We start from the raw sequence: 26514 nt of genomic DNA on the forward strand, positions 1-26514 counted from the left end.
GCCGTAGCGGGTCAGGTTTTTGACTTGTGCCTATGAATCTCTTCCTTGAAGAAATCAAATGTCCCTTTATTTGGGTCAATATTCTTTCTACAAGTGGTGAAGTCTTTTGAAAGTTGACTCCCATCGCCTTGTTCACTTAACGATTTTTCAGTTAATTCGATGACAGCTTGTGATGCATCAGAAAGGCAATTTACTTGTTGCTTCGCGAATTTAGTTAAAGTCCATTGGATACCATAAATGCTGGTAGGTACGCCAAAAATGATACCTAAAGCCCAGATGATAGCCTTTTGCTTAGGAGTTAGCATTTTATAACCCTGAGGAGGAAAGTTCAGATTATTCTAATCTTTCAAACACAATTAATTAACTCCTACAATTCGCAGTTCAGGTTTTTAAAAGGTTACGTTCGCGCTCAATCATTGCCTTCCATCGACGATCATCATCATCCATAACCGCGTCATACTCCTCCCTGGTGAAGCCTTTCTGGTCAGGGTATTTGGCATTAAGCATCATGGCAAATTCGGTCATAGTGAGGTTTTCAGCCTCTTCCCTGCTGATCCCGAAATGGTTTCTCGCCGCCATGATGTATTCAGTCGCATGAAATTCTGGAGTCGTTTCTTTGCTTTCGTGCTTCTGCAGTTTTCGAACCCTGGCCCGACCGATAATGCCATGCATGATGAGAGACTGGGCTATGAGGATCAGGTTTTCTGGTGGGAGCGCGCCGCGGCGCCATACGAATGTACGACGACCTGTGCGAGATGGTTCACTCCAGCCTGTTAACTCGGAAACATCTTCATCGCAGCAGGACTGAATGACATTGATGGCCGAGAGAAGCGCCTCACGCACAAAAGCGGCAGAGCCTGCAGCATCAAGAGCCCAACGTGGCACCGAGACGTCACCGAAATAGTGGGCGTAGAACTTACGCTGATGCTCTGGTATAGCGCTGTGAATTTCTCGCGCCGCCTCAAGCATCTTCGCCACGTCGTCATTAAACAGCGCATAGAACGTCCTGACGATATGGTCTGGCTCGCCAATGCGCGTCATGCTACGGAAAGACGGACGAAAGAAATATTCCCGCTCTCCAGCGCCTATCAAGCACTCGCCAATTTCTTTCAAAGGGGTCATATCGGTCTCCATAATCAGTATCAAGGGCAGCACGCCGCCCTTTGTAGTGATTACGGTTCGGCTGTCACGGTAACAGCGCAGGTATCGGTGAAGTCACCATCTGCGGTTGTGGCCGTAATGGTCGCTGTTCCGGCGGCGACGGCCGTTACCAGACCAGTTGAACTGACGGTTGCGATAGAAGCCGCCGAAGTCGTCCAGGTGATCGCCTTGTTAGTCGCATCGGTTGGCTGAACTGCACCGCTCAGCTGCTGGGTTGCGCCAACGACCAGAGATGCAGTTGCAGGGGTAACTTCAACGCCGGTGGCCGCGATGGAATCAGCGACTTCAAACACAACGGTGTCGGCGTCGTAGACCTTCCACTCTCCAGAGAAGGTGGAGATATCGTTGGTACCGAAGTCACCAGACCATGAAGTGGTGTTCATGTAGCCCTGGATATAAGTACCAGCGTTCTCACCCGCGAAGTCAAAACGCACCCACAGGTTAGGCTGGCGGCCTGCCTGAACTTCATCAAAGATATACTTCGATAGACGCCACGCGCCAATCTCGTTGTCTTTATCGGACTTGCGAAACTCTCCTTCACCGGAGATCGTCAGATCCATGTTGTTGACCAGGTTTTCCACCAGCCCTTTAGCATCATCTGCCTCGGAGTTGATGGTGTTCATCGAATAGTCGATGCCCTTGGTCGTCATAGCGCCGAGACGCTTCCACTCGGAAAGCGCGGGCACTGCGTCGGGGCAGCCAAAGGCCATGCGTAGCACAGCTACTTTCCCGATCAGCTTGCCAAAATCATTAGCACAGCCTTGCATGTGTACCTCTCAAATAAAAAAGGCCGCCTGATGGCAGCCTGATGGGTTGGTGATGGGGTTATTCGCCGTAGACGCACATGAACTGGAGCCGAAAGACCAGGCGGCCCTCTTCGGTCAAGATAGGCGCAGGCATATTGCCGAGGTTTTGAATCAGGCCAAGGCATTCGTCGGTAATGTCGTTTTGTTCGACATAATTGATGATTTCCTGAGCCTTTTCTGCTGCTGCGCGGCGCTTATCCTTGGCAGAAATGACATCCACCAGCACGTAGTGATCAGATCCGAGGTCATTTCGGATGTCGGTACCGCCATTAGGTCTGAACACTATGAATGCGTCGGTTAACTTCTTTGTGTCATCCCACGCCAACAACTGAACAATGAAGCCAGTGGTAAGCCCGGCATCAACGAAGTAGTTACGCGCGCGCTCATACATGGCTGGTGTCATACTGAAAGCTCCTTGCGCATTACGGCATCAATCTGGCTGCGGGTGTCTTCAAAGCCTTTGGTGAGGAACTCTTTCTGCGCGGTGGCGCGGCGGAAGGTTTGAGGAACATTCGGATCGTGAACGAACACAGCGTAGTTCGCGGTGTATCCCACCCGACCTGTCAGCCGAACGCCGTTGTTAATCAACTCCCGATACTGGCTATTAAGCAGCGTTGAGGTGTCGATAGGCGTATAAAGAGCAGCCTGTGAGCTGCCGATTATCATTGCTGACTGAAGCGCCCGGACAACCTTTCGCCCTTTCACGTCGTTGATGATGCGGTTGAGCCCGGCTTTCGACTGCTTAACGCCGCGCACTTTGATACCCATGGTTGTCTCCAGGCAATAAAAAACCCCGCCTGAGCGAGGTTTGATTTCATTTAAAGATGAATCAAAAAGGGAGCATTGCGCGGATTTCAGTGTGCCACTTATGAAAGGCAGGCAGGTCATCTAATAACCAGAATCCAAATCCAATCATTACAACGCCAATAATCATTTGAGCAATAACGCTGAACCAGTATTCAATAGGCTTGCTGTCTTTATGGATGTACTCCTTTCGCGTCGTCCCCTTAAATGTCTTTGTATAGACACCTCGTCGCAAAAAGATAATCGACTGAACAAACGCAAAGGGGCCGGTCAGAAAAATTCCACATACCGCAAGCCAATATTGAAATCCCATCACCAATCATTCCAGTTAACGTTTTGGGCCATTATTGCACAGGTTTATCAAACTCCCGTCAGGATGGCGTAATCATCCGCCGCTCGTTCGAACGTGTCTGCGTAACGGATAACCTGACGCACCTCATCGGCACCGGCGACAACCGGGTCGGCTTCAGTCGAAACACCAATCAGCAGGTAATCACCCGCGGCCGCCAGCGCGAACTCAGTCCAGACAGTGTTCTTAACGACGATTTCTGCACCCAAGCTGGCTAACTTCTTGCTGAGCCCGCCCTCGTAGTCACAGAGGATTTGCTCAGGTTCCGCATAGCCCAGCGGGTCGCCGTATTCGTCATTGCCTTCCAGCTTTCGCCAGATGGTCGCCGTGGCTGTGTATGACCAGTTTGCTACCGATGACATCAGCCCTCCTTCCAGCGCAGTACCTTGGCGCCGGTCGCCCGGATGCGCTCACAGTTTATATGCCACTCGCCGTCCGACTTAACGTAGCCGGTAGTCTCCCGCCCGGTGTCGGTCATCACCCAGACGCGGGTGAATGAGCGCGGCAGCCCGTGCTTAACTGATTTGTACGTCATCACTTATCCCCGCACATGCAGCCGCCCTTCCCGATCCAGATACCTGCAAACGCTGGCGCTGCGGTCGGGTCGGCAGGAATGAGAGCAGTGGCGCATCCGTATTTATCCAGACCGCGGAGCAGGTTTAACGAGCCCTTCCAGCGATCTGCTAATGACTGATAGCGGAATGATTCTGACGCCCCGCTAGGCGCGGTGTGGCTGGATACGTACTTGTCACCCTGGCCCAGAGCCATCATGCCCAACAGGTAGGACTGGATCAGTAGCGCGGTTGCCGGTGAGTAGTGCGCATCAAGGCATTCCTGAATGCTATTGGCCTGCTCTACGAGCGCCTCTAAGATGAAATCAGGCAGCGTGATACCGACTGACTTCAGATATTCTTTGGCCTGTTCTGTGGTAATCATGCGGGCCTCTGATAAGCCCTCCGAAGAGGGCATAAAAAAACCGCCTTAGCGGCGGCTGTTATTCAGCAGGGAAAAGCTTTTCGAGCTCCCCATCAGGCAACAGCTCACCGAGCTTTTCAGCGCCCAAATTGCCTTTGAACTCAATACCCAGCTCAGTCAGACGAGCCTGGATAACCTCTTTGCGGGATTTCCCACCGGTACCGGCATCAGGCGTCGACGGGGTAAGTTCTCCGCCTGCCTCACCATTCATGAGGCGGACGTTGGACTTCAGCGCCGGGTGAAGCTCTTTCAACTCCACCACCTGCCCTACCTTCACGCCAAACCAAGGGCGCACTACTTCGTATTTAGCCATGCTGTTTCCTTACGCCAGGTTAGCGCCGTAGACAACGCCAGACAGGCCCTGATCGTCTGCGGTGATTTGCAGACCTTCAGCAGACATAATCTGGAAGTTGTAGTTAACGTTAGGCAGTGGACGCGGCAGCGCAATAACGCCCTGAGCCATGCCAACCAGTGGTGAGATCACATCGCGACGGCGGACATAAGCAATGAACTCATTCCCGGAGAGCGCGAATGTTGGTCGAATTTCCTTAACCGGTGCAAATGGCAGGACGGCTTGCAGAACGTTACCACTGATAACGCCGTTCACTACATACGGCTTAGCCAGGTTCGCCCAAATCTCATCAGATACCCACATGACATCATATGAAGAAACCTTGTTGGCGCGAGCAGTAGTACCGAAAGCTCCTTTACCGAAGAATTCAATGATCTGCTCGGTGGTGGCGGTTGTCAGATCGATGTTTGCTCCACCTGCTCCAGAGCCAAGGTTGATTTTCTTCGTATTGCGATGGTTTTTCATTCCCTGGGCTGGATAACCCTGTACCTGAATTTTCGAATCGCCAGAAAGGTAATAAGCTACACGGCGTTTATTAACCTTTTTCAGCTTAGCCATCTGAGAATCCAGCACCAGATCCACACCGACTGAATTCAGGCCTGCAGCATGACGCCAGTTTACGCCGTAGCCAGCAGTGAATACCGGAATTGGGTCACCATCATTAGCGTAATCAGTGTGATCGAAGGAGAACGGAGCCTGACCGTCGATGCTCACAGAAACATCATCAGCAATGTCGCCGACAACGTTATATAACTTTGCCGTCTTGCCAACTGAAAGCACTGTCTGGACGCCCATCAGGTCATTGATGATTTCCATGCCATCTTCCTGATCTCGTAGCTGCAGGATTTGGTTATCAATTTCAGCCCAGAAATCACGAGAGAAACCACCAGCAGCGTTACATGCCAACATTTCTGGCGTCATGTGCGCGCGGTTAACGGCAATCATAGAGTCATGTTGCGCGTTCCACATGTTGCGGTTAGCCCACAACTCATTCCAGTGAGCTCCAAGGCGAGCATTAGTCGCCAGTGTCTCTTTAGAGAAGTACATATGCGTTTATCCTTTTGTTACGCGCCAGCGGCGGCGACGGTGCCAACGCGCATACGCACGCGAATATAATCGGTGGTGCTGGCCGCGATGGTGTATTCATCCTGGCTGTAGCCGATCACTGAATCAGTGTCGGAGGTGGCAAGGGTGAACTGACCTGCAGCGCCCAGTTTGATCGGGCTGTCTTTCTTGTAAGCACCAGGCAAGCAACGTAACGCCAGCTCACGCCCTTCTTCGACGTAGTTGCCTACGGCAGAATCACCGGCAGGAATTGATTCGGTGATAGTCAGGCCCTGGTGATAACCGACATCGATGATGTACAGGCGGCCGGTTAGTGCGGTGGCCTGAGCGAATTTATCGGATGAGTTGATAGTTGCGGCGGTGCCAGGAAGCAATGCGGCGGCCGTAGTTCGGGTTTCGGTCTTGTACAGAGACTGACCGTCAATATTAACGCGACGATAACGAGGCATTATTCCGGCTCCTTATTTGAAGTATTCGGCAGCAGAAGGCGCGCCGGTTTCTTTGTGCTGCTGTGCATTATTGGTGCCCAGCGGAGCAGCTTCGCCCAGTGACTTGAACATCGCGTCCAGCGCTTCGCCTGACAGTGCGTTAGCCACGATATCGCCATGCACCTTGGCAACCGCTTCGCGCTTTGTTTTCTCTTCGGCGCGAGAGTTGGCAGTCAGGGTTTCAGCGAGCTGCTGCTGATTGGCCTGCAGTGCATCAACCTTCTCCGCGAGAGGCTTAATAGCCGCTTCCGTGTTGGTCGCAACAGCCTGGCCGATCATGCTGCCGATTTGTTCCAGTTCTTCTTTGGTTAAAGGCATGTCGCCCTCCGTATTGTGGTTTGGTGCAGGCTGTTCCTGCGGTGTGAATAGAGCTTTGAATTTGTTAGCGACGACTGCCACCCACGACTCCTGGCGCGCAACTGCGGTGCCGGTATCGTCGAAGGTGATAACGCCGCCCTCAGACTTGTAGCCAAACACCTCTGCGGTGCCCCCATTGCGTATGATTACCGCTTGCGAGTCAGTGAAGTCAGCAATCCAGGCGTATTCATCCGCTCCAGCCGCAAACTTCGCTTTGGCAGCGCGATCGAGACGCTGTTCGCGCTCCCGGTAGGATTCACCCACCAGTGCGCCCGAGTTCGCCTTAAGAGGCTGAGCCAGATCGGCGTTAACCATCAGGCCAACGCCCTGCTCCGGAGTAGCGGCTCCGACTTCGTGCAGCAGGATCGCGTCGTGGTCCATGCCGTGGATATCAGCTACCCACTCAGCACCTGTGGCGCGCTGTTGATCGTTGGGTTCAAGCTGTTCGAGGAATGCAGCAACGCTGGTATGAATTGGCGGAACGTCTTCACCGCGCTCAATGGCAGCGACACGTTCAAGAAGCTCCCTGCCACCTTCCGACTCGCTGGCACGGGCCACATCAACCCACTTTTCGAGGTAGATGCGATTACCGGACTTCTTAACGTTGCGGTTCCACGCGCCGATATGGCCTGCGTTAATCCCCTCTGGCGAGAAAGCAGACACGAACTGACCGTTAACCTGAGGGTGGCCCAGCGGCGCCAGGGTGCCTTCCAGACCCTGATAGTGGGCGTCGATTTGTTCTTGCGTATACAACCCGCCATTCATGACGACGTTCGCCGGCAGCGTGTAGCTCGGCAGCACCAGATGCTCGCGGCCGTTGTATGTTTCGCGCCGGATAGACTGGCTGTTCACCTTCGTGGTGATATTGACCTGCATAGGCATAGTTATTTCTCCGCCCAGGCGTAACCGCGCGCCTGCATCGATTTATATTCCTGTTTGAGTTTCGTGATGGTGTCCGGGTACTCCGGTTTACCGTCCGCATCCACCAGCACCGATTGCTGGCTGCATTTGCAGTTGATGGAGTTGCCATCTTTGCTGTACCAGTCACGCACTTCTTCATTGGTGTAGAGGTGGGCATGGCGCACCGCATGGGTGTGTCGGGTTGTAGGTGACAGTGCCGAGATGTGAACCAGCAGCGTTTTCAGGCCGAAGAGGTCATTCGCCTCCTGGTCTTCATCCCACTTAGCCCGGCGCAGCGCGGTAGTCACTTCAGTGCGTGCTATCCGGTTCGCCCGGCGCTTCTCGATGCCGGTCTGGTCTGTCAGGTTGCGGCCAATGTCCAGCGGATTGAGCCCGCGCCCCACACCATCAGTAAGCACACGCGCCATGTCGCGCTTAACGTCAGCTGTCAGCCCCTTCATTTCCTCAAATACACGCGCATGCACCAGTGCCATTCGTTGCTGGTACGGGTCGCTTCCGAGGATTGACGCCAGCGACTCACGCCCGGCTGCGTACACCGGTGATTGCTGGCTGAGGTTGTAGAACGACTGCCCGGTCCCTTTCTCCGAAGCCAGATCGATGTACTCGTAAAACCACAGGTTATAATCGCTACCTTCAAGCAGCACCTGATCAACCAGGTAACTGGCATCGTTCAGGATGATGGAGAGCAGCGTTGGGTTTAGCTGGTATTCGTATCTGGCGTTTACTGCGAGGGAGGAAGGTATTTTGTCGAGTGCTGATTTGTAAGCTTTGCCAATCTTATTCATCCGCCTGGCGAAGTCTTTCATTGCCCGGCGTTCCAGCGCATCGGCTCCGGTCGGATCCTGGTAGTTACGCGGAAGAATCGGTGGCTTCGCCTTCTTCGTCGCCATCCTCTTCTCCTAACGTGAATTCATCAACGTTTTCATAACCGGCAGCTGTGCGAATTTCTTCACGACTGAATGCTGTATTCTCTCCGCTGCCCTGGAACGTCTGGTTAATCTCTGCCATGGTTTTGGCATTGGCGAGCTTCTCAGTTCCAGTCTGTTCGTTGAGGTCATCCCAGATAACCGTCTTCTCGCTGACAGCATCAATGATTTTCAGGTCGATTAGCTTGTCACTGAAGTCTTCAATTTCGAATGACAGGTCACCGCGGCGTGACTGGCAGCGAGCATTCATATACTTCTGATCTTCAGTGCTAGCCCTTTCGCCAGTTTGCATCCCCACCAGAATTTTCACCGGCTCATCGACAGAAGCGGCAAAGGTTTGCAGGTTGACGTTATAGGTTGGGTCAGGATCTGAAACTGCAGACACCATCGACGTTACTTGGGCACCCTGAGTAATCAGAAGAACGTCATTACCGATGTTTAACTCTCTGGCCGCATCGTTATATCGCTCTTGAAGCTCATCAACAGATACGCCGTACAAAGAAGCAAGGTTGTTGAAATCAACGTCTTTGTCGAAATTAATGCTCTGCTTATTAGCGGCGTTCTTCAGGAATGCCTCACCTGAACCACCCTCAACCTTCTCAAGGCTGACGCAGGCGTTATAACCCGGCTCAAGGAAGCCAATGGCATCGTTAGAATAGTCACCAAGGATGAAGACGCGATCGGGATGAACGAACCGCTGATTTGTACCACCGTTTGGCAGACTCTCAACGTATTTCCATTGCTTTGGCTGCCCGTAGTCTGCCGAGTTCTCGTCAGTTACCCACTGGCTTACAGTCAGAGAACCAGCCCATGCGATCGTTAACTTTTTGAGTGACTTCCCTCGAACAACTGGCTGGTCCCACTTTCTGGAGTCATTGATGTGCAGCAGGATTCCGGCATAACGTCCAACCAGGCGGCGGCGGTCAGCTTCAGCAAAGGCTCGCCAGAGGCGCTTAGTGAATACCTTTTTGGTCTTCTTCTCCCAAGCCGTCTCATCCTTGCTCTCGTCGGCATCGTCACCCTCGATGATTTCCGGGTTCGTCTGCCAGCACTTGCCCACCAGTTTCTCAACTGCACCGTGGGCTATGCCACCACGTCGGTACAGGGCGTAGAGGTTTTCGTAAGTTACCTGCTCAGGGAAGCCATACTCGCACCACGCAGAATGGCGCTTATTGTCCAGCCCCATTGTCGGTGCCATCAGCCCCATACGGGCGCGCGCCATCCGCGCATCGTTCAACGCGTGATTGACGGCGAGAGTTAATTGGTCAGTCATGGATTGTCCGTTGGTGGATTTATGGCAATAAAAAAGGCCGCCGGGGCGACCTTAGAATAGTGTTGTTTATTAAACGCGATTGAATGATATTAAAACTACTTTATCCGGATCGCAGCCGTGATTGCTGCTAACTTGATCCATGATGCGTTTGGCGAATTCCTCAATGTTTTCATCGTCATTTTTTGGAAAGAAGCCATGCCCTTTGCCCCTCTGACCTTGCGCATTTACCATTTCATAAGAGATAAACCAATAGTCCATATTATCCTCCTGTTGTTGAGAAGATAATTATCGGCTCATTCAGAATGTTCTTTACGTCTTATCGCCTAACTCATTGCCTAAGTCTTTTGGGAATCATCATCCCGGCCATCTGGCCCTTACGCTTAATGTGACCGTCGAGGCTGTAGCGAATGCCGTCCCAGCAGTGTTCGTAACCATCAGCGAGTTTCGGCAATACCTCGCCAGTGATGCGGTCCGTTTTGTACGACCACATGCGGGCCTCACGCGCCACGTTCTTGCAACGAGGATGGATAATGATTTCGTCGAATCCGCGAAGGTGTGCGATCCCGTCCTCAACACTCCCCTGCCATTTCTCGGCGGCTGAGATGTTGAAGCCCTGCCGCTTGAGATAACTTATTGTCTCGGGTCGTGCCGAGTCGGCCTTGATGGGCCAGTCACGCGATCCGGGAATTGTGTCGTAAAGCTCTGGCATATGGTCGAGCTCAGTCTGCTGGCCGTATGCCTCGTACTCGATGTACAGCCGGTTGTGCAGGATGAAAGAGCGCACCAGCGTGTTGGGGTCTTTGGCGAAACCGAAATCAGCGCCGAAGAACAGGCGTTCAGCCTCTTTCCATAGTTGATCCGAGAACTCGGCGATCCGGTATTTTCCGGCCAACACCTGCTTATCAGAGTTTTCGAGGTAAGCCCCTTCCCACACCCATGCGTATGTTGCCGGGTCGAGTCGGCGCTCATCGTTCAGGCGCTCACCTTCAAGCACGTTGGGGAACCACGGGTTATCCGTATAGTTCATCTCGACGGTGATGCAGTCGTCGCCAGCCTCTTTGCGGAAGCGCTTATCTGTGGCGCTACCGTCGCGCTCCGGGTTCCACGTCACCCAAATCTCTGAGCCTTCTTCACGAACTGTCGGGCTCAGCTTCTGCCAGGCTATTTCGCTGACTGATTCAGCCTCATCCACCCAGCACAGCAATATGCGCGCTTTCGACTTGATGCTGTCGAGGTTATGCCTCAGGCCGCAGAAGACATAGTTAACGCTCTTGTCGATAGTGCGAATGTACTTCTCGCCGATATCAAAGTTTGCCGCAAGCCAGGGAACAGACAAGATCGCCTGCTTTACCTCCTGCATGCTCGACTCTTCCAGCGAGTTCATAAACTCACGCGCGCAGAGCACCACTCCGCTTTCACCATTCATCATTGACTGGTAAGCCTTTACGGCAGTCATCAGAGCAAAGGTGCGCGTCTTAGCGCTGCCACGACCACCATGCGAGCACCGGTAACGCTTATTCACGGCAGTGAACAGTGGCGCAAGCTTAGCGGGGATCGGCAGTTGAACGGCTTCTCTCATGCTTTCGGCTCAACGGGGAGTAGCTGGATGATTGTCGGCTGCGGAGTCATGGTTCCGTCCGGGCTGGTGTGCTCGACCTTCTGTTTGTTGCTGTACGCGTCGCCAACCTCTTTGGCGGCCTGCTCCATCAACGAGGCAGCCAGCGCCATGTTTCGCATGCTCTCTGCTTTGGTCATCATCCGGTCAAGCGCGCGGAGACGATATGCTTTGTTGGCGATCGGGATGTCGCTTAATTCGGTCTGGAAGCGCTTACGGGTTTCGTGGAATAACTCAACCCATTTCTGCGCCAGCCCCCTGCCGTTTGCTTTCGTCGGGTCGTGGGATTCGACCTGCTGACGAGTGATGCTCAGGCCAAATTCCTTTTTGACCAGCTCAACCACCTGGGATGGAGTATCGAAGCAGGCAAGAGACTGAACGATGAAGGCTTTGACCTCACCTTTCAGTGTCGCCATGGATTACCTGCCTGTCATAATCAGTCATATTGTTAGGCCAGCTTTAGCATGCATGTGCCGCATGACCTGGCTATATCGATGTGAGCCACTTCTGCTGGCGCATTGGCAGCATCAACGAGCTCTTGCACTTCTTTGCTGGCACCGTATCGACGTACGACACCAGTGAATTCTTCGACGTCGTGGCCGCGGAGTGTGAGCACTGGCTGCCCGGTCTCTTTGTTGAACTTAGGCGCGCCGAAATCATCGGTGGCCTGGGCAATGTGGTAAAGCTCATGCTCTACCAGTGCGCAGAACTCGAGGTCGCTGCATTGTGAGCAGTAATCAGCCGCCAGCGTGATGATGAACTTCGGGATTCGCCCGAACCATTCATGCATCTGCTGTTCCATTCTGGCTTTCTGCCAGCCACCGGCACGGAGCATTACCTGTTCAGCCTGTCCGAGAACGTAGCGCCCTTTCTTCGCGAACGAATCGGATGCCCACATGAAGCAGATATCCGCCTCTAACAGGTGTCCGTGGTCAGGGTTATGGATGCTTCCGGTGTCGCTAAGGATTTGGCGATTTATCCACTCATGTACTTCGTTGGCGGGTATGAGCCGGGTGTATGGCTGCCAGCTCTCGGAGTCGATGAAGTTAACTGGCGGATATGGCCTGCGCTCGTCATCGTTAGCCATGGGTTACTCCGTTGTTTGTTCTGTCTGCTCTTCCGGTACTGGCGTGAACTGCACGCGCTTCACATCGGCAGGTGCAAAGTACAGCCACTCTCCCGTCTCGGTCGCCAGCGGCACAAAGCCGTTAACCAGCTCAGGCTGACGTCGTGACATCTTGCCCGTGAAGGTTTCGCCTGTTTGAGTGGTTAGGGTGATTTGGTAGATGTCGGACATTTAGTATCTCTTTATCCGCTATAAGGGATATTGCCATTACGATGAGACCACCCATGGTGATGGCAACAAAAAAACCGCCCGTAGGCGGTTAAACATAATCTTTTAGGGCCAGCCTCAATTTTCTTTGAAAATGTTCAAGTTGTCTTTCATATACAGCCGCTTCTTTTTTCATATGCTCAGCACCATTCATGTTGGGAATACCTTGACTGTACCGATGAAACAATACTTGTAGCTTACTGGTCTGTGAATGTATTTGGCTTAAGTCTGCGCGGAGGTCGTTGAAATAAATTGAGACAAGTACATCTAAAGTTACATGCGTGTCAGGAGATACCTTTTCATCAGTGGTTTTATTGAGCTTTTCTTCACTTATGACACCTTGAATGTATCCGATCCGTGATGCATTGAAAAAAAACAACTCCTTTTCCCACTTTTTTAGACATCTAAATGTCTCTTCTCCCTTTTCACGCATTAATTTACGATGTTCTTTTTCTGCATCATGTACGACTTGGTTTTTCCATCTTTTTTCAGCAAATAGATTTGCCAAGAACGCACCACCAAGGGCACCTATAAGCCCGGTTAAGCCGGTAATTACAGCAGCCCAGGGAAACTGGTATGCCGTAGATAAAGTCTCGCTATTCATAATCCCTCCGGAGTTTTCCCGGAGATAATTTACCACGTCATTTGATGCATTGATGCTTTATATACTCCTGCAGATAGCCGACCTGCTTCGTCACTGTGACGATTCGCTCTCTGAGGGTGAAATAATCCCGTTCAGCGGAGTCAATAAGTCGGGGGCCGGAAGCATCGCCCATGCTGCTGGCGTCGGCCGTTCCGTTCGTGGGACATCTGGCGTTGACGTGCAGCCCACACTTGCCATCGCGAACACAACGCTGCAGATCATCAAGCTGCTTTTTCGCATCAGCTAAATCCTTCGTATACTTGGCATCCAGCGCAGCGACATCTCGCTGGCGCACCTGCATGTCTTTGATGGTGGCGTTAGCCAGGTTGAGATTCTTGATGGCTTTATCGCGCTGGTCTTTGTAGGTGATGGCGTTGTCGCGGTAGTGGTTCACGAGGAGCGCCAGCACGCCGATTAACACCAGCGCCAGCAGCTGTAACCAGTAACGTTTAACCAGCGCGCCAATCATGACAGGAACAGAGCCCGCTCTGCCTCCCGGCGACGTGTGAGTCCATTCAGGACTTTGCCACCAGCTTTATTCCAGCGCAGGAACTCATCGGCAGCACCAGCGTAATCACCGGCGTTGAGTTTTCGCAGGAGGGTTGATGTCGACAAAGACCGGGCGCCGAGGTTATACGTGAACGACACCAGGGCATCGAATTGCCCCTGAGTCAGACCGACTTTAACCAGGCGGGACACGTCACTTTCGTAGCTGACCAGTCCTGTCTTCAGCAGGCGTTCTGCAGTCTCCTGCTTAATCGTCATCCCGGCACGGATTGGTTTGCCGTCGACTGCCTGAGTCCATCCGTATCCGATCGTCCACACTCCGACGCTGTCCTGGTACGCGGCGAGCTTGCAGCCTTCGAACTGCTTGATCAGGGCAATGCCTTTGTCACTGGTTTGCATGGACTACTCCGTTATAACGACCTTAGCCAGGTTCCCACGTGCCAGCCACACCGCTATGCAGATGACGGAGTTCAGAAGCAGATCGCCGAGGTTAACCTGTACGTAGTGGCCGAGCAGAATGTTGAAGGCGTTGAATCCTGCGGCAAGGATGACCAGATAGGCCAGCACCGCGACACTCAGGCGATGACGCTTTCCCTCTTTACGGAAAAACATCAGCCTGACCATTATTAACAGGCAAACTATGGCGTTTGCATCCATCAGAAGAAGCTGCCATGTCATTTATCTTCCTCCCCCAGCCCCGGCATCTTCCCGCTTTTGGATTTGCGGAGAATGCGCAACAGGACTGCCACGGAAATGGAAGCAGTGACAATTGCACCGACAGCTGGCGATACTTCAATGCTGGCCGGTGGCTTCATCAGGCTTAACGGCGTGTTGATGATTCCGGCCATGATTTTCGCCATGGGCACGGAGAAGAACACGCCACTGATAAACGATATCAGCGCAAAGATAGCCTGCTTCCAGAGTTGATGGGGATCTGAGGTCAGAACGTATAGCGCCGTTCCGGCGAGTGATCCGAGCATCACTGCTGGAGTCGCCTCCGGAAACAGCGTGGCAAAGGTTACACCGACTGATGACGATGTAAGACCAACGCCTACGATAGTGAAGGTCTCAGACATATTTATTCCGTGTGTAGTTGGTTCAGGCCCTCGGGACGATTTAACAAGAAGGCATGTCGATGATGGTTCCCGGGGCCTGGAATAAAAAAAGCCAGCGACAGGCTGGCAATGTGAGGGTGTGGCAATGTAGGCTCTTCGGCCTAAGGGTCCCAGGTAGTGGGTTCTGGTGCCGGGCAAAGGAATCGAACCTCTGACGCGCAGCTTACAAGGCTGCCGTTCTGCCACTGAACTAGACCGGCGAATCTGGCGGGACAGGAAGGATTCGAACCTTCGACCATTCGGTTAACAGCCGAACGCACAACCGCTGTGCTTCTGACCCTGAAACGAAAAAGCCCCGCACGATGGCGAGGCTGTTAATTTTTTGTCGACCTACGAAGCTATGGCGACGATATCAGATTTACATGAAATATATGCGTTTCAATCCAGTTTTGCAAGACTTGAGTCTAAATTTGTCGCCTTTTGTTGTGAACGTGATCGCGTAACCTGCAACAAAGCTCCACTGTCCAGGCGCAGGAAGATGCGGCGCATCTCTACCCAGCGGTCCGTAAAGGTCTCTGACCAGTTCTTTGGTGTTACGCCAACCAGATCCGCCAGCGCCTGATATTCGTACGTATCACGCCCTGCCAGCTCTGCTTTGACGTCCTGCGCCGCCAGCCAGATAAGCTTCTTCAGTCGCTCCATCGTCTTGCCGGCCACCTTCTTCTCGCCGAGCTGCTCCCTGAACTCTGCCCATGCCCACTGGGTGATCGCCACCTGGTGCTCTAATCGGATATTCTCGCTATAGTTCCAGAGCAGCCATGCCTTCTGGTGGTCTTCCAGCGACAGGACGGCGCGGCGCCATGATGAGGTCACGAACTCAACGGGGCCAACCAGCGCGATGGATGAGCCTTTAGCGCGGGACTGGCTGCCGCTCATCGCCGGGCCGTCCGGATTAACTTTGCGTCCGGTGACCGGATCGGTGATTTTCTTCCGTCCACGGCTGCGCGCTGTCGCGGTGAATTGCGCGTTCTCGGCGAAAGCTACCAGTTGTCCTTTCGTCGCCCCGCTCAGATCTGCGGTCGCCACAATGAGCTGCTGACGTACGTATTCCAGTTGCTGACTGTTCATTGTGCGGCTCCTGCAGGATGATAGATGCGAACGAAGTTACGGAGAATGCGGTAATCGACCAGCACGGAACCCGGGCGGCGGTAAATCCGGAGGCGCTGCCAGCGCGCTCGGAGTATCTCGATCGTTTCTGGCTTCATGCTGCCTCCTGCTGTTTCAGTGCTTTGAGCTTGGCGCGGTACTCATCGCGGATCCGAATGAAGTCTTCACGGCGGTAGTTGGTCATTTCGTGGGGGCCGTTGAGCCAGTCGACGTATTCCTGGCCGTAACGAGCGACCAGACCAGCCTCGTATTGCTGAGCGACCGTCGCCTCTTTGGCGGTGTATTTGCCAGCTCCGGCATTACACGATTTGCATTGCTTATGGGCGTTACGCTCTTCAAAGCGCAGTTCAGGGTTAGCGCCGACTGTTTTGAAGTGGCCGCAGTCCCACTGGCCGCCGTGCAGATCAGGTGGATTGGTCTCACTGCAGCTGATGCATGGCAAATCGGCATCACGCGCCCGGATGTAGGCGTTAAATGCCTGCTGAGCCTGCGCCTTGTAGTAACCGGCAGGCCGCAGTTCTGCCAGTCGCTCCTTACGGCGTTTGCGCCCGGCCTTTTCGGCTTCCTTCTGCTCCTTGATGCGCTTGGCAGCTGCTTTCACCTTCTCCTTTTCACGCTCTTCCATCGCGAGGATTGTGCCGTGCTCCGGGCAGCACCAGCGGATCCGGATGTCGTGAAATTTCGGCACGAAGTATTCACCACATACTTTGCACTTACGGCGGGATGGTTTACGCATGGCTCCTCCGTGCCGCGAGACGCAGCCATTTCTGATCCACCAGGCGGGCGGTGTAGTCTTTCATTGTCGGGATGTCTGACGGCTTAACCGCAGGCTTACGCTGACGGCGCGCCGGAACGCGGAAGATTTCGTTTGTGATTACGCGAGCCATTGGGTTACCCACGGGAAGCCCTCCATTCTTGCGCCCAGGCAATGCGCTTACTGGACGCTTCGGAGAACTTCACGCCGCGGTCGGTACCAAACCAGTAAATCGCCTCGATGACATCGACCATGTAGCGCTTGCTGGATTTGGATGTGCGGACGCCGAAATAAACGCGGCCGCCGTTGATGCCCGGCGCGGACTTCTGCTCCTGGTCCTGAGTCTGATTCACCAGAACGGTGATGAGATCCTTCCACTCTTCGCGGGTAAGCTTTTCTCCGTGCCAGACTACCTGGTCAGACAGGTCTTTCAGCAGCGGCCACATCAGGCGGTTTTGCTTGTCTGTGCGGGTCTCCTCCCGGGCCTCGACCACCATCGGCGCGCGAGGGTTTACTGGCAGGGTGCGAATGTACGCTATGAGGTTGTCTTTGACGGTATCGTTAACGATGCAGTAGTGCTGCTTCATACGCCACCTCCGAGAGTGAACGCAGAATGCAGAAAATCGCAGGTGCATTTCTGCATCTGTGACAAGGTGAGGAGTTCAGATTGTGGTCGCATTTAAGTCCCCTTAAATGCGCAGAAGTCACCGCCGGGTGTTCAGACCTGCGGTGACTTAATTATGGCTGGATGATTATTGGAAATCAAAACTTTTCAATAAAATTACAACTTTAACCACAACCTCATAACGGTACGCATCTTTTACTTGCCTTACTAAGCTTATTTTGATTAGTTCGTTTACAGAGAAAGCATATTTTTAAATGTTTGATCTGCTTACTTTAAATTAAATTTAAAATGGATTTAAACTATGTCACTAAATATAATAGATTTTTTCATTCCACCTTGCACAGCTCGTATACCTCAGTCACCATGCAATGTTCCAATATCCCCACTAAATTCACTCCTGGATGCATCAAAAGTGATGTCTTATTGGGGGGCTAATGGTGAAATTGCTCATCATATAGAGCGCAACTTAGAAAACAGTGCAGAATTTAAAAATTGGCTGAAGAAAATGCCAGGTAAGACCCCTGTGGCCTTGAGTAATTATCAAAGATTGTACTCGGGCGGTAATATTAACCTAAACATTGTTAACAGTGAAATCATAACACACGGAGCGTTATTACCTCATGGTCAAGTACTGTTTCACGGTGGTCACTGGAAAAACTTCAGTTCAAATCTCAAAACAACAAGACCCCTAGCGACTACTTTTTGCCCGCAGGTTGCTATGCGTGAGGCAGAACATAGAGCAAAATCGTATGACAATGATTACATAGATTTAATCATGTTCAGACTCGACCACCCCACAACAAAAGCTTTTATATTTAAACACAAAGGCACTGCAATGGGACATGAGAAAGAGGTTTTGTTCGCAACAGGAGCTAAAATCACCATTACAAAACGTACGCCTATGAATAACCAATATCCAGCAGGTAAGTACGGACACCCAGAAAAGCGCATACAGAGCTTTCTTGTGGAAGCAACAATCAGTTGAGGTTATGCGCCTAACCACATCACACTGCTAAGTTATGTACTATGAGAGCCGAAGATTTTCGGCTCTTCACGTGTCATAAGCTAATTCAGATTCCAGCCATCGCAATAGAAAATATCCTCACTTAGATTATTATCATACCCCTACCCTCCCCCAAACCATCAATACTCGCTTCATCGCCGCGCTGTTGCGGAACTCCTTAAATATTCCGTTGGTGCAGCTGCGCGCGGTACCAGCCTGCTCTTCCGGCGTCGCCAGACGATAATTCACCGTTCGCCAGACCTTGCTCACACGCACAATCTTGCCGGTCTTCTCCAGATCGATAGCGTTCTTCGTGATGCAGTTGATGGTCATGCCGCACTCTGCGGCCACTTCCTTCGCTGTGAATGTCCGGTGCGTTTCGAGATAACGCAGAATTGCCTGTTTACCTTTCATGTCACACCATCCCGTTCGACTTGTTGCGGTTGTACTTCGCCAGCAGCAGCTGGATCGGAGTAGGCCCGTGCTCGGCAGCCGGTGCAGCAATTGCCCGGCGTACCGGCGGCACTTGCTTACCATCGGTGACACGCTTCTCCCACATGTCCAGTAGATCGCCCGCCTCGCGTGCCAGCTCACCATGAGTTAACTGGCGCTCTGTGCTGCGGTGGCGCAGTTCGACGCAGATGTGGTACATGACCGGCTGCGACCAGGGGAAATGCTCACTGGAGGTGAATTCGAACGAACGGTTACGCCAGTCCCAGTATTCGGCGATCACCTGGTCAACGTTGACGCCCAGCACCCCGCCGCTCTGTTTGCACCAGGCGACGAACTGGCCCGGCGACGGCAGGAATGGACGCTCCTGGCGGCGGGCAATGCGCATGCCGGCATCGACCTGAGACATTGAGTGGATCCCGTTTTCCTGAAACGCCAGCAGCCACTGACGGCGGAATTCGTTCAGGTCTTCCTGAGTGCGGAAGTTAGCCATGCTGGCCGGGAACGCGGCGCGCAGTTCGTTGAACAGCCCATTGAATATCTGAGCCACCTGCTCGACCGGGGCGCGTTCCTGGTACTGCTCTGGCAGGTTATGGGCCATGCGGCTCATCTGCTCGCGGTCGTGGTTACGCATCTGCTCTGCAAGAGATTTCATCGGATCACCCCGTAGGCCCAGTCAGTGTTGTTGAAATCCAGATCCGGCTTAGCGGCTGGTTTGACAGCGAACTTAGGCTTAAACAGTCCCTGATAACCGTTCGCAATACTGGTGTTGATCACGTCAACCGGATTGTGTCCGTCTTCCAGGCACTCTTTCAGCAGCTTGAATGCCTTCGTGACGGTCAGCTCAGTTTTGATCGGCTTGCCAGACTGTTTGCGGTAAGCAACCCATTCCTGCCAGGCGGTTTGGTTTAGCCAGTCAGGAACGTCAACACCGAGCGGATCAAACTTGCCCTTCCCCCTTGGGGGATTAGAGGGGGTATTAGGTTTTATATTTGTCTTTGGAAGAATGTCTTTGGTGTTCCCTGTTTTCAGGGATACCTCTCCCTGTTTTTGGGGATGGTTATCCCTGTTTTCAGGGATACCTCTCCCTGTTTTTGGGGATGGTTATCCCTGTTTTCAGGGATGGTTTGCGGGGTGATTTCGCTATCCCCGATTTCAGGGATGGTAATAACCTGCGTTACAGCTTCAGCGACCGGAAAACTGACCGGGCACTTTGCACATTTTGGCTTTGTGTAAGCCCAGCTATCCAGAAGCGTGTTAATCCCGATGTAACGTGTCTGCCCGATTCTGCGCATCTTGATGATGTTGCGATAAGCCAAGCTGAGCACAGCTTCAGAAACGTGCTTAACGGTCAGTCTGGTTTTATCTGCAATGAGGCTGTTGGTGATCCGGTCCTCTTTTTTAGACCAGCCATACGTCAGGCGAACAATAGCATTCAGTACGCGGAACTCACGCCCCGAAAGCTCTACGAAACACAGGGCATCCTGAATCTGGTTAGCAAGGCGAAGATAGCCATTTTCCAGATCGGCCATGCGATTCTCCTGCTGCGCCGGTTGTTGCGCAGGGAATTTGATTACTTTGGCGGTGTTTGACATACTTACTCCTGCAATGAGTACACACGATTTGCACGAGAAAGTCGGTTCTGTTCGCGCAGACCGGCTTTCGCCATTTCTGTAGTTTTCACATAACCCCCAACATCGAAGTGACCATGGCCATCAACGGCGCGGTCAGGTCCGGGTCCACACGGAACATCTCTACAATCCCCTCACTGAGTTCCTTAAGCTTCTGATGACGCGGGGCGTTCATCGCAACGGCCACTTTCGCCTCGCTCGTTTCCTTCTCAAGGCGAGCTAAGCGGGACATGAAACTGTCTTCTGGAAGAAGGCGGTGCCGGTACTCCAGAGGCAGGACAGCCATGATTGCGGGTGTCAGCTGGCGCACGTTCTCGCGGTACTGTTCGGAGTCGAAACGGTTATCCAGGAATCGAAACAGTTTCTGGCGGGCCCGGCTGATGTCTTCCGGAAAGCTGATGGCGTTCCCGCCCTGTTCCCGGTATTCGTTGATGATCAACGCCGAAACGACGTCCTGATTGTCCAGCGCCGACGACCATGCACGGACTGCATCGCGGATCTTTTCGTGGTCCGGCGTCGCTTTAGCTTGAGAGCGGTTTATCATCGCTCCCGGGTGTATTCCGGTATTGTGTTGATACGCAAGTGAATGCATTTGCTATTCCTGATGTTCCTGCTTCTTACTGTGAGGAAATTCGCGGTACTCGACCGCCTTAACCTCGCCAGTAGGAAGCTTGTTGATGAAAATCTGACGGCCGACCCTGATCGCTTTGCTAATTGCCGTTTGGTGGACACCAATGGCATCAGCTGCTTTTACCTGACCAACCTCGTCGACATATTCAGCGAGTGAAATTTTCATTTTTAACGTGACTCCTTACCGTTGATATAAAAACAATACCATAAGTATTAAAACATGCAATACCGGCGGTATTTTTAAATTAATAGCTCAGGTATTACTATCTGAAAATGGAAAAGAAAAAAGACATCACACCGACTCAGGCTGAGGACGCAAAGCGCCTTAAAGCCATCTATGAGGCGAAGAAGAAAGTACTCGGAGTTACCCAGCAGTCGATTGCTGACGAGCTGGATATTACTCAGGGAGCGGTAGGCCATTACCTTAACGGAAGGAATCCCCTTAACCTTCCCGTAGCTTCAGTTTTTGCTCGCCTTCTGAAAGTTAGCGTTGAGGAATTCAGTCCGACTCTGGCAAAAGAGCTTTCAGAAATGGGGCTAAACAGCGTTAATGAGCCATCAGTTCCGTATGTAATTGGATATACACCAGGTAAACGCTACCCGGTTATTAGCAGCGTACAGGCCGGATCATGGTGTGAGGCATTGGAGCCATACTCGATTAAGGATGTTGATCAGTGGCTGGAATCAGATGCTCACATTCAGGGAGATGCATTCTGGTTGCGTGTTGAAGGGGATTCAATGACTGCGCCCGCTGGCTTAAGCATACCAGAAGGCACGTTTGTTCTTTTCGATACCGGACGAGAACCAATCAATGGCAGCCTCGTTATCGCTAAATTATCTGATTCAAACGAAGCTACATTTAAGAAACTTATCATTGATGGAGGCCAAAAATACCTTAAGGGCCTTAACCCGCAGTGGCCTCTCGTTCCCATCAATGGTAATTGCAGAATTATCGGTGTTGCTATTGAGACGAAACTAAAGCTCGTTTGAGGTGTTTGCAAACAGGGGCGTTTGCGCCCTCTATTTGCACTGACCGGCGACCCTGCCCACCATTGCCTTCGTTGAATCCATCCCTCCAAAACCAGATAGCGTTTTGCTCATCAACACCACGCCATCAGGCTGTACAACCCAAGTCTCCATGGCATGCTTTCCAGGTTCAGTGGTAAGCCCTACGACTACATTTTTACTCATAGCTCGATATACTATCCCTCCACCATCAAGACCGTCATACAGTACTGTCGCATTATCGCCATCAATAACGATTGTGAACGTTCCAGAAAACGCGTCGTCAATCCGCGAATACCCTTCTCTCTCACTGTAGCTTGACCCTTTAAGATCTTTCACAGTCCAGCACGATGCGTTAGCAACCATTGGTAAAGCTAACACCGCAGCTACAAGTAACCTCATTTTCCCTCTCCAATAAAGTTCGAAACCCCATCAATACTAGCCGCTCTGCTCGCTTACAAAAAATATTTCTTCCTAGTTTTCATCAACATAATACCGTCACATCAATTATTAATACCGCCAGTATTGATTTATATTAATACCGCTAGTATTGTTTACACATCGAAACGAAACATCGACAGCTGAGCGAAGTTAGCCAACTGAGAAGTGGAGATTCGGTCAGTCGAACGGCGCGACAGTAAACCATGCGTCGGACGCCCGGCGGGCTCAGGGAGAGCGGCAATGGTGCGTAATCAAACGACCTTCATACCTCAGTCGCTTCACCGAGGCGGCTTAGTTATGACAATCGGCGGTCATCCACCGCCCTCACATTTTTTTGCAAGCGCAGAAGTCTTGTATTAACCGTTCCGTTCGCCGCGATAAGGCCAAGAGGAAATCATGGTAAACCAGCAGCAGATCAGAGAGGCCCAACGGCTCGCGTCGTTCGCGGTACTCCATCGCAATGCTCCGGCGTGGGAAGAAGCAAAGCGCCTTTACGCCGTCGCCATCGGGAGGACTCTTCACTGATGGAAACTTTATTCGCACTCGTTCTGACCGTGGCAATGACCAACGGTGACTATCAGGATGTCATTCTCTGCGTTTACGACAGCCCACAGGAATGCAGCCAGGCAGCAACAGAGCAGAAAGTAACAGCAGAATGCTGGCCAGTAGAAAGCATCCTCCGCAACGGCGAGTTCTCGGCGAAATCCATCGCGCAGCAGTAACCACCCTATTCAACCGATCGGCCTGGCATTAAGCGGGCGGCCTTCGCACGCACTTTTTAAGGAGTCTTTATGCAACCTTACGAGCGATTAACCTCTGAACGTCTGGCAAGTTTGCCAGAAGGATCCCGACTGAAACTCGGCGGCCAAATTATCAAACTTACCGGGCGCGGGTCATTCACCAACAGCGCCGGGAGAACTGAGAACATGATCGAGTATGTCGATTCCCGTGGCGTTCCCGGCAGTTTTGCAGAAAGCATCATTCTCGACTCGGCTACCGAGTACCTCAGATCTGTAATGTGTGCTTACTGCGGTGCGCGGCGCCATAAGAGCGATTGCACTGTTCAGACGGTATCGACCTACATGTCGACGTCACAAAAGCATTTCTGCACTGACAAAGGCTGTGCTGAGAGGTTCTTCCGCCAGAACCCTTCCCGCGCCAAGACATCACGGAGAACGCGATGGTGACTCAGCAAACCGGATTGCTGATGGTTGCCATGCTCTGCCTGCTGTATGACCTGCAGCCGGCAGACCTCGAATCACTGGCCCACCAGCTCGCAGAATTTGACGCAGTTAACGACCACCTCACGGAGATTAAGCATGTTGCGAGTTATTGATACCGAAACTACCAGCCTGGAAGGCAGTGTGCTGGAGATTGCCAGCGTGGATATCGTTGACGGCGTTATCTGCAACCCCATGAGCGACTTTGTGAAGCCCACTGAGGCGATCAGCTTCGAGGCTATGGCTATACACCATATCACCGAAGATATGGTCGCTGACGCCCCGTTGATTGGCGAGGTTATCGGTCGTTACCTTGGCGCGCAGGCTTACGTCGCTCACAACGCGAAGTTCGATAAATCGAAGCTACCACAAATCGACGCCCCCTGGATTTGTACCGCTAAGCTGGCACGCGCTCTTCTCCCTGATCATCCAAGCCACAGTAACCAGTACCTGCGTTACAGCCTGGGCCTGAAACCTGAACTGCCGGAAGGTCTGTATGCGCACCGTGCGCTGTATGACTGCTACGTCACTGCTGAATTGCTTCTGTACATGGGCCGCCTGGCGAAATGGACGTTTGGCGAAATGCGCGCCATTTCAAATAGCCCATCACTGATTAAGGCGATCAGGTTTGGCAAGCATAAGGGCCTGACGTTCGAAGAGATTGCGAAGGTCGACCCTGGCTATCTCCGCTGGCTGTCCAGCAACAGCGACGACGAAGACATTCTCTTCACCATTAAACACTGGCTTAAGGGGTAATTCATGGCGGTGATGACTCTCATCCTTGCCGACTCCGGGTATGGCAAGACGTACAGCATCCGCAACGTTAACCCGGAAAACGCTATTCTCGCCCGTTGTATTCGTAAGGCCCTACCGTTCCGCAATACGGGTTGGAAACTTCATGGTAAACGCCTGCCTGATAACACCATCCAGCGCGGGAACGTGGTTGATATCCGCAATGGACGGCATCTTCTTGACGTGATCCGTAACGCTGCGATGAGTGGACGAAAAATACTGATTATCGATGATTTTCAGGCCGTCATGCAGCACGAGAACATGGACCGGGCCTACGAGACTGGCTACACCAAATTTACCGAAATGGCGGAGCACGCCTGGCGCATCATCGAAGCGGCCACACAGCTACCTGATGACTTCCGCGTCTACTTCCTCGCTCACACCGAAGAGAGCGAAGGAAAAATCAGGATGAAGACCGTCGGCAAGATGCTTAACGAAAAGCTCACTCCTGAAGGCTACTTCCCTATCGTTCTGCGCATTATCAAGCGCGACGGCAAACACCTTTTCCTGTTGAAGGGCGACGACAACGACACCGTGAAATGTCCTCCAGAGCTGTTCGGTCCGGAAGTGACTGACATGGATAACGACCTGGCGGCGTTCGACAACGCAATTTCTGAATTCACTGACTTATAAGAGAGATAACGATGAACCAACCAATCAGCTTTACCTGGAACCAGAAGTCGGCAGAAGCAGCACTCAAAGCAGGATCCTCCGCTGGCATTTCTGAAACCGGCGCATACGAAGGCGTGATCACCTCCGCTGTGTATGAGTTCGGCAAGGATGGATCACAGTCGCAGGCACTTGTTCTTTCGCTCGACGCTGACGGCCAGAAAGCAAATTTCCTGCGCATCAACTTCCTCGGTCGAGACGGCAGCCAGACATTCGGTATGGGCCTGATTGCTGCAATTATGTGGGTTGCTCAGGTTAAAGACGCTCAGGCGCAACAGCGCCAGGGGCAAAGCGGTCCTGAATGGTGTCTACCAGCGCTGGAAGGTAAGCGTGTCGGCTTGTTCCTGCAAAAAGTCCTCACCACCAAAACAGATGGTAGTGACAGCTATAAGTTTGAAGTGCGCCATGTTTTCCAGCCTGGAAGTCGTCTGACCTATAAAGAGTTCACCGACAAAACGCCAGCAGAAGCGATCGCCACGCTTGAGCGCACCATGAAAGACAAAGATGACCGCAAGCCTCACGATTCATCACGCGGTGGCTGGGGTGCTCCATCACATAGCGGCGGCGGATGGGGTGGTAATCAGCAGGATCCGAATGCGGTCCCTGAGTCTCGCCTGCAGCAGGCCAACCGTCAGGTATCACAGAGCAATCAACATCCTCAGTTCGACGATGACATTCCCTTCTAAAAGGCATCGCTATGACTCACGCTCACGACGACATCAGGGTTGGCACACTGTGCCTTCCTTTCATTGGTAACGGCTGGCTAATGCCATGGGGTGAAGTGGTCAGCAATCCATTAAAGGCGCAGCGTCTCGCTGAGGAATATCGGGAAAGGCAGGAGGCGGCATGAGCATACCTCAAGTTGTCAGTTTCTCTGGCGGCAGAACCTCGGCATATCTCGTCCATTTAATGGAGCAAAGGAGACTGGCTGGCGAAGAGGTTCACTATGTCTACATGGACACAGGGGCAGAGCACAGAGGGACCTACGAGTTCATCAAGAAGTTGGCGCGCGAATGGTCGATTAACCTGATCTGCCTCCGTGTAAAGGTTAACCCTGAACTGGGCAAGGCAAACAGTTACTCGGTAGTACCGCTTGATGATATCGGTCCCGATCTTCAGCCATGGAAAGATGTCTGCGAAAAGTACGGCACCCCATACGTCCACGGCGCGTTCTGCACTCGGACCATGAAAATGGAAGTTTTCGAGAGATATTGCCGTGACACATTCGGCCAGTATCACACTTGGATCGGTATTCGTGCTGACGAGCAGCGCAGGCTAAAGCCTCGAGAAGGCGTTAGCTATCTGGCAGATATTAGCGATTTCGAAAAGCAGGACATTCTCGACTGGTGGAAGGATCAGCCGTTTGACCTCGGAATTCCAGAACACCTGGGTAACTGCGTTTTCTGTATCAAAAAAGGGATAAACAAGGTTGCCCTCGCCGCCCGCGACGAGCCTGAGCTCGCCGCTGAGTTCTGGAATCTTATTACCGCTCCTTCA

43 protein-coding genes, 2 tRNA genes and 2 pseudogenes are annotated in these 26514 nt (G+C 52.5%); 9 read left to right on the forward strand and 38 right to left on the reverse strand.

Annotated elements, in window-relative coordinates; all coding sequences use genetic code 11:
* Window positions 1–11: 11 nt before the first annotated feature.
* The 33 genes from ACMGGM_RS04890 to ACMGGM_RS05050 form a co-directional block, all read right to left on the reverse strand.
* Window positions 12–305: a hypothetical protein gene (locus tag ACMGGM_RS04890; RefSeq protein ID WP_014883990.1), complete on the reverse strand. Its 294-nt coding sequence runs from the start codon at window positions 303–305 to the stop codon at window positions 12–14.
* 76 nt (window positions 306–381) lie between these two features.
* A complete protein-coding gene (locus tag ACMGGM_RS04895) occupies window positions 382–1122 on the reverse strand; it encodes a DUF6246 family protein (RefSeq protein WP_248185660.1) in 741 nt (246 codons plus the stop codon).
* A gap of 50 nt (window positions 1123–1172) precedes the next feature.
* Complete coding sequence (locus ACMGGM_RS04900) at window positions 1173–1928, reverse strand: Ig-like domain-containing protein (protein ID WP_414149128.1); 756 nt, start codon at window positions 1926–1928, stop codon at window positions 1173–1175.
* Between the two features lie 58 nt (window positions 1929–1986).
* Complete coding sequence (locus ACMGGM_RS04905) at window positions 1987–2370, reverse strand: hypothetical protein (RefSeq protein WP_014883993.1); 384 nt, start codon at window positions 2368–2370, stop codon at window positions 1987–1989.
* Window positions 2367–2735, reverse strand: coding sequence for a hypothetical protein (locus ACMGGM_RS04910; RefSeq protein ID WP_014883994.1), 369 nt, complete (start codon window positions 2733–2735; stop codon window positions 2367–2369). The genes ACMGGM_RS04905 and ACMGGM_RS04910 overlap by 4 nt, the downstream gene beginning before the upstream one ends.
* A gap of 61 nt (window positions 2736–2796) precedes the next feature.
* The gene (locus ACMGGM_RS04915; protein WP_014883995.1) at window positions 2797–3084 is read right to left on the reverse strand and encodes a hypothetical protein; all 288 of its coding nucleotides are present in this window, start codon (window positions 3082–3084) and stop codon (window positions 2797–2799) included.
* Between the two features lie 47 nt (window positions 3085–3131).
* Window positions 3132–3482, reverse strand: a complete 351-nt coding sequence (locus ACMGGM_RS04920; RefSeq protein ID WP_014883996.1) for a hypothetical protein — start codon at window positions 3480–3482, stop codon at window positions 3132–3134.
* Entirely contained in the window at window positions 3482–3655 is a 174-nt protein-coding gene (locus tag ACMGGM_RS04925; RefSeq protein WP_023300380.1) for a hypothetical protein, read from the reverse strand. Before ACMGGM_RS04925 ends, ACMGGM_RS04920 begins: the two co-directional genes overlap by 1 nt.
* On the reverse strand, window positions 3655–4056 hold the full coding sequence (locus ACMGGM_RS04930) for a hypothetical protein (protein WP_414149129.1): 402 nt from the start codon (window positions 4054–4056) through the stop codon (window positions 3655–3657). The genes ACMGGM_RS04925 and ACMGGM_RS04930 overlap by 1 nt, the downstream gene beginning before the upstream one ends.
* 58 nt (window positions 4057–4114) lie before the next feature.
* A complete protein-coding gene (locus ACMGGM_RS04935; RefSeq protein ID WP_414149130.1) occupies window positions 4115–4408 on the reverse strand; it encodes a hypothetical protein in 294 nt (97 codons plus the stop codon).
* Between the two features lie 9 nt (window positions 4409–4417).
* On the reverse strand, window positions 4418–5494 hold the full coding sequence (locus tag ACMGGM_RS04940; RefSeq protein ID WP_414149131.1) for a major capsid protein: 1077 nt from the start codon (window positions 5492–5494) through the stop codon (window positions 4418–4420).
* 17 nt (window positions 5495–5511) lie between these two features.
* Window positions 5512–5961 carry a hypothetical protein gene (locus tag ACMGGM_RS04945; protein WP_414149132.1) on the reverse strand — a complete coding sequence of 150 codons (450 nt, stop codon included), beginning with the start codon at window positions 5959–5961 and terminating at the stop codon, window positions 5512–5514.
* A gap of 12 nt (window positions 5962–5973) precedes the next feature.
* Window positions 5974–7239, reverse strand: coding sequence for a hypothetical protein (locus ACMGGM_RS04950; protein ID WP_414149133.1), 1266 nt, complete (start codon window positions 7237–7239; stop codon window positions 5974–5976).
* 2 nt (window positions 7240–7241) lie between these two features.
* Window positions 7242–8168 carry a phage minor head protein gene (locus ACMGGM_RS04955; RefSeq protein WP_414149134.1) on the reverse strand — a complete coding sequence of 309 codons (927 nt, stop codon included), beginning with the start codon at window positions 8166–8168 and terminating at the stop codon, window positions 7242–7244.
* Window positions 8128–9477 (reverse strand): anti-CBASS protein Acb1 family protein, encoded by a 1350-nt coding sequence (locus ACMGGM_RS04960; protein ID WP_414149135.1) that lies wholly within the window; start codon window positions 9475–9477, stop codon window positions 8128–8130. The genes ACMGGM_RS04955 and ACMGGM_RS04960 overlap by 41 nt, the downstream gene beginning before the upstream one ends.
* A gap of 69 nt (window positions 9478–9546) precedes the next feature.
* The gene (locus tag ACMGGM_RS04965) at window positions 9547–9735 is read right to left on the reverse strand and encodes a hypothetical protein (RefSeq protein WP_414149136.1); all 189 of its coding nucleotides are present in this window, start codon (window positions 9733–9735) and stop codon (window positions 9547–9549) included.
* A 70-nt stretch (window positions 9736–9805) separates the two neighbouring features.
* A complete protein-coding gene (locus tag ACMGGM_RS04970; RefSeq protein WP_414149137.1) occupies window positions 9806–11056 on the reverse strand; it encodes a PBSX family phage terminase large subunit in 1251 nt (416 codons plus the stop codon).
* Window positions 11053–11508: a DUF2280 domain-containing protein gene (locus ACMGGM_RS04975; RefSeq protein ID WP_044865779.1), complete on the reverse strand. Its 456-nt coding sequence runs from the start codon at window positions 11506–11508 to the stop codon at window positions 11053–11055. The genes ACMGGM_RS04970 and ACMGGM_RS04975 overlap by 4 nt, the downstream gene beginning before the upstream one ends.
* Before the next feature lie 32 nt (window positions 11509–11540).
* Window positions 11541–12179, reverse strand: coding sequence for a putative metallopeptidase (locus tag ACMGGM_RS04980; RefSeq protein WP_414149138.1), 639 nt, complete (start codon window positions 12177–12179; stop codon window positions 11541–11543).
* Window positions 12180–12182: 3 nt separating this feature from the next.
* Entirely contained in the window at window positions 12183–12389 is a 207-nt protein-coding gene (locus tag ACMGGM_RS04985; RefSeq protein WP_032665707.1) for a hypothetical protein, read from the reverse strand.
* An 88-nt stretch (window positions 12390–12477) separates the two neighbouring features.
* The gene (locus tag ACMGGM_RS04990; RefSeq protein WP_414149139.1) at window positions 12478–13029 is read right to left on the reverse strand and encodes a hypothetical protein; all 552 of its coding nucleotides are present in this window, start codon (window positions 13027–13029) and stop codon (window positions 12478–12480) included.
* A 37-nt stretch (window positions 13030–13066) separates the two neighbouring features.
* The gene (locus ACMGGM_RS04995; RefSeq protein WP_414149140.1) at window positions 13067–13537 is read right to left on the reverse strand and encodes a lysis protein; all 471 of its coding nucleotides are present in this window, start codon (window positions 13535–13537) and stop codon (window positions 13067–13069) included.
* Window positions 13534–13974 (reverse strand): lysozyme, encoded by a 441-nt coding sequence (locus ACMGGM_RS05000; RefSeq protein WP_248176894.1) that lies wholly within the window; start codon window positions 13972–13974, stop codon window positions 13534–13536. The genes ACMGGM_RS04995 and ACMGGM_RS05000 overlap by 4 nt, the downstream gene beginning before the upstream one ends.
* 3 nt (window positions 13975–13977) lie before the next feature.
* Complete coding sequence (locus tag ACMGGM_RS05005; protein WP_045259826.1) at window positions 13978–14253, reverse strand: phage holin family protein; 276 nt, start codon at window positions 14251–14253, stop codon at window positions 13978–13980.
* Window positions 14250–14651 carry a putative holin gene (locus tag ACMGGM_RS05010; RefSeq protein WP_001514183.1) on the reverse strand — a complete coding sequence of 134 codons (402 nt, stop codon included), beginning with the start codon at window positions 14649–14651 and terminating at the stop codon, window positions 14250–14252. Before ACMGGM_RS05010 ends, ACMGGM_RS05005 begins: the two co-directional genes overlap by 4 nt.
* A gap of 164 nt (window positions 14652–14815) precedes the next feature.
* A tRNA-Thr gene (locus tag ACMGGM_RS05015) sits at window positions 14816–14890 on the reverse strand.
* Window positions 14891–14895: 5 nt separating this feature from the next.
* Window positions 14896–14970: transfer RNA gene (locus ACMGGM_RS05020), tRNA-Asn, on the reverse strand.
* A gap of 98 nt (window positions 14971–15068) precedes the next feature.
* Window positions 15069–15758 carry a bacteriophage antitermination protein Q gene (locus ACMGGM_RS05025; RefSeq protein ID WP_414149141.1) on the reverse strand — a complete coding sequence of 230 codons (690 nt, stop codon included), beginning with the start codon at window positions 15756–15758 and terminating at the stop codon, window positions 15069–15071.
* Window positions 15755–15895 (reverse strand): YlcG family protein, encoded by a 141-nt coding sequence (locus ACMGGM_RS05030; RefSeq protein WP_017693180.1) that lies wholly within the window; start codon window positions 15893–15895, stop codon window positions 15755–15757. Before ACMGGM_RS05030 ends, ACMGGM_RS05025 begins: the two co-directional genes overlap by 4 nt.
* A complete protein-coding gene (locus ACMGGM_RS05035; RefSeq protein ID WP_414149142.1) occupies window positions 15892–16533 on the reverse strand; it encodes a recombination protein NinG in 642 nt (213 codons plus the stop codon). Before ACMGGM_RS05035 ends, ACMGGM_RS05030 begins: the two co-directional genes overlap by 4 nt.
* A complete protein-coding gene (locus ACMGGM_RS05040) occupies window positions 16526–16684 on the reverse strand; it encodes a NinE family protein (protein WP_414149143.1) in 159 nt (52 codons plus the stop codon). Before ACMGGM_RS05040 ends, ACMGGM_RS05035 begins: the two co-directional genes overlap by 8 nt.
* A 4-nt stretch (window positions 16685–16688) precedes the next feature.
* Complete coding sequence (locus tag ACMGGM_RS05045; protein WP_017383065.1) at window positions 16689–17138, reverse strand: recombination protein NinB; 450 nt, start codon at window positions 17136–17138, stop codon at window positions 16689–16691.
* Window positions 17135–17230 carry a hypothetical protein gene (locus ACMGGM_RS05050; RefSeq protein ID WP_414149144.1) on the reverse strand — a complete coding sequence of 32 codons (96 nt, stop codon included), beginning with the start codon at window positions 17228–17230 and terminating at the stop codon, window positions 17135–17137. The genes ACMGGM_RS05045 and ACMGGM_RS05050 overlap by 4 nt, the downstream gene beginning before the upstream one ends.
* A gap of 247 nt (window positions 17231–17477) precedes the next feature.
* On the opposite strand from ACMGGM_RS05050, the gene ACMGGM_RS05055 reads away from it, so the two are divergent.
* Window positions 17478–18161: a hypothetical protein gene (locus tag ACMGGM_RS05055; protein ID WP_133059437.1), complete on the forward strand. Its 684-nt coding sequence runs from the start codon at window positions 17478–17480 to the stop codon at window positions 18159–18161.
* A 132-nt stretch (window positions 18162–18293) separates the two neighbouring features.
* Here ACMGGM_RS05055 and ACMGGM_RS05060 read toward each other — a convergent pair whose 3' ends face one another.
* The 5 genes and pseudogenes from ACMGGM_RS05060 to ACMGGM_RS05080 all read right to left on the reverse strand — a co-directional run bounded on the left by ACMGGM_RS05060 (window position 18294) and on the right by ACMGGM_RS05080 (window position 21056).
* Window positions 18294–18593 carry a protein ren gene (locus tag ACMGGM_RS05060; RefSeq protein WP_414149145.1) on the reverse strand — a complete coding sequence of 100 codons (300 nt, stop codon included), beginning with the start codon at window positions 18591–18593 and terminating at the stop codon, window positions 18294–18296.
* A 1-nt stretch (window position 18594) separates the two neighbouring features.
* A complete protein-coding gene (locus ACMGGM_RS05065) occupies window positions 18595–19284 on the reverse strand; it encodes a replication protein P (RefSeq protein WP_414149146.1) in 690 nt (229 codons plus the stop codon).
* Window positions 19281–20224: pseudogene (locus ACMGGM_RS05070) on the reverse strand (replication protein). Before ACMGGM_RS05070 ends, ACMGGM_RS05065 begins: the two are co-directional and overlap by 4 nt.
* Before the next feature lie 85 nt (window positions 20225–20309).
* Window positions 20310–20852: a toxin YdaT domain-containing protein gene (locus ACMGGM_RS05075; RefSeq protein ID WP_108444067.1), complete on the reverse strand. Its 543-nt coding sequence runs from the start codon at window positions 20850–20852 to the stop codon at window positions 20310–20312.
* A gap of 3 nt (window positions 20853–20855) precedes the next feature.
* Complete coding sequence (locus ACMGGM_RS05080; RefSeq protein ID WP_006176184.1) at window positions 20856–21056, reverse strand: Cro/CI family transcriptional regulator; 201 nt, start codon at window positions 21054–21056, stop codon at window positions 20856–20858.
* A 107-nt stretch (window positions 21057–21163) separates the two neighbouring features.
* Between ACMGGM_RS05080 and ACMGGM_RS05085 the strand changes: the two genes are divergently transcribed.
* The 8 genes and pseudogenes from ACMGGM_RS05085 to ACMGGM_RS05120 all read left to right on the forward strand — a co-directional run.
* Window positions 21164–21880, forward strand: coding sequence for a LexA family protein (locus ACMGGM_RS05085; protein ID WP_045908944.1), 717 nt, complete (start codon window positions 21164–21166; stop codon window positions 21878–21880).
* A gap of 980 nt (window positions 21881–22860) precedes the next feature.
* Window positions 22861–23058: a DUF1482 family protein gene (locus ACMGGM_RS05090; RefSeq protein ID WP_414149147.1), complete on the forward strand. Its 198-nt coding sequence runs from the start codon at window positions 22861–22863 to the stop codon at window positions 23056–23058.
* A gap of 458 nt (window positions 23059–23516) precedes the next feature.
* Window positions 23517–23672, forward strand: coding sequence for a hypothetical protein (locus tag ACMGGM_RS05095; protein WP_162876078.1), 156 nt, complete (start codon window positions 23517–23519; stop codon window positions 23670–23672).
* Complete coding sequence (gene exoX, locus ACMGGM_RS05100) at window positions 23656–24312, forward strand: exodeoxyribonuclease X (RefSeq protein ID WP_032628892.1); 657 nt, start codon at window positions 23656–23658, stop codon at window positions 24310–24312. The genes ACMGGM_RS05095 and exoX overlap by 17 nt, the downstream gene beginning before the upstream one ends.
* A 3-nt stretch (window positions 24313–24315) precedes the next feature.
* Window positions 24316–24981, forward strand: coding sequence for an ATP-binding protein (locus ACMGGM_RS05105; protein WP_414149148.1), 666 nt, complete (start codon window positions 24316–24318; stop codon window positions 24979–24981).
* A gap of 11 nt (window positions 24982–24992) precedes the next feature.
* Window positions 24993–25703 carry a hypothetical protein gene (locus tag ACMGGM_RS05110; RefSeq protein ID WP_414149149.1) on the forward strand — a complete coding sequence of 237 codons (711 nt, stop codon included), beginning with the start codon at window positions 24993–24995 and terminating at the stop codon, window positions 25701–25703.
* Window positions 25704–25714: 11 nt separating this feature from the next.
* The gene (locus tag ACMGGM_RS05115) at window positions 25715–25867 is read left to right on the forward strand and encodes a DUF1317 family protein (protein WP_006809793.1); all 153 of its coding nucleotides are present in this window, start codon (window positions 25715–25717) and stop codon (window positions 25865–25867) included.
* 59 nt (window positions 25868–25926) lie between these two features.
* Window positions 25927–26232 (forward strand): annotated as a pseudogene (locus tag ACMGGM_RS05120) (phage N-6-adenine-methyltransferase); the annotation flags it as partial.
* Window positions 26233–26514: the final 282 nt, after the last annotated feature.

The sequence above is a fragment of the Enterobacter sp. BNK-14 genome, assembly GCF_047456095.1.
Taxonomy (GTDB): domain Bacteria; phylum Pseudomonadota; class Gammaproteobacteria; order Enterobacterales; family Enterobacteriaceae; genus Enterobacter; species Enterobacter kobei.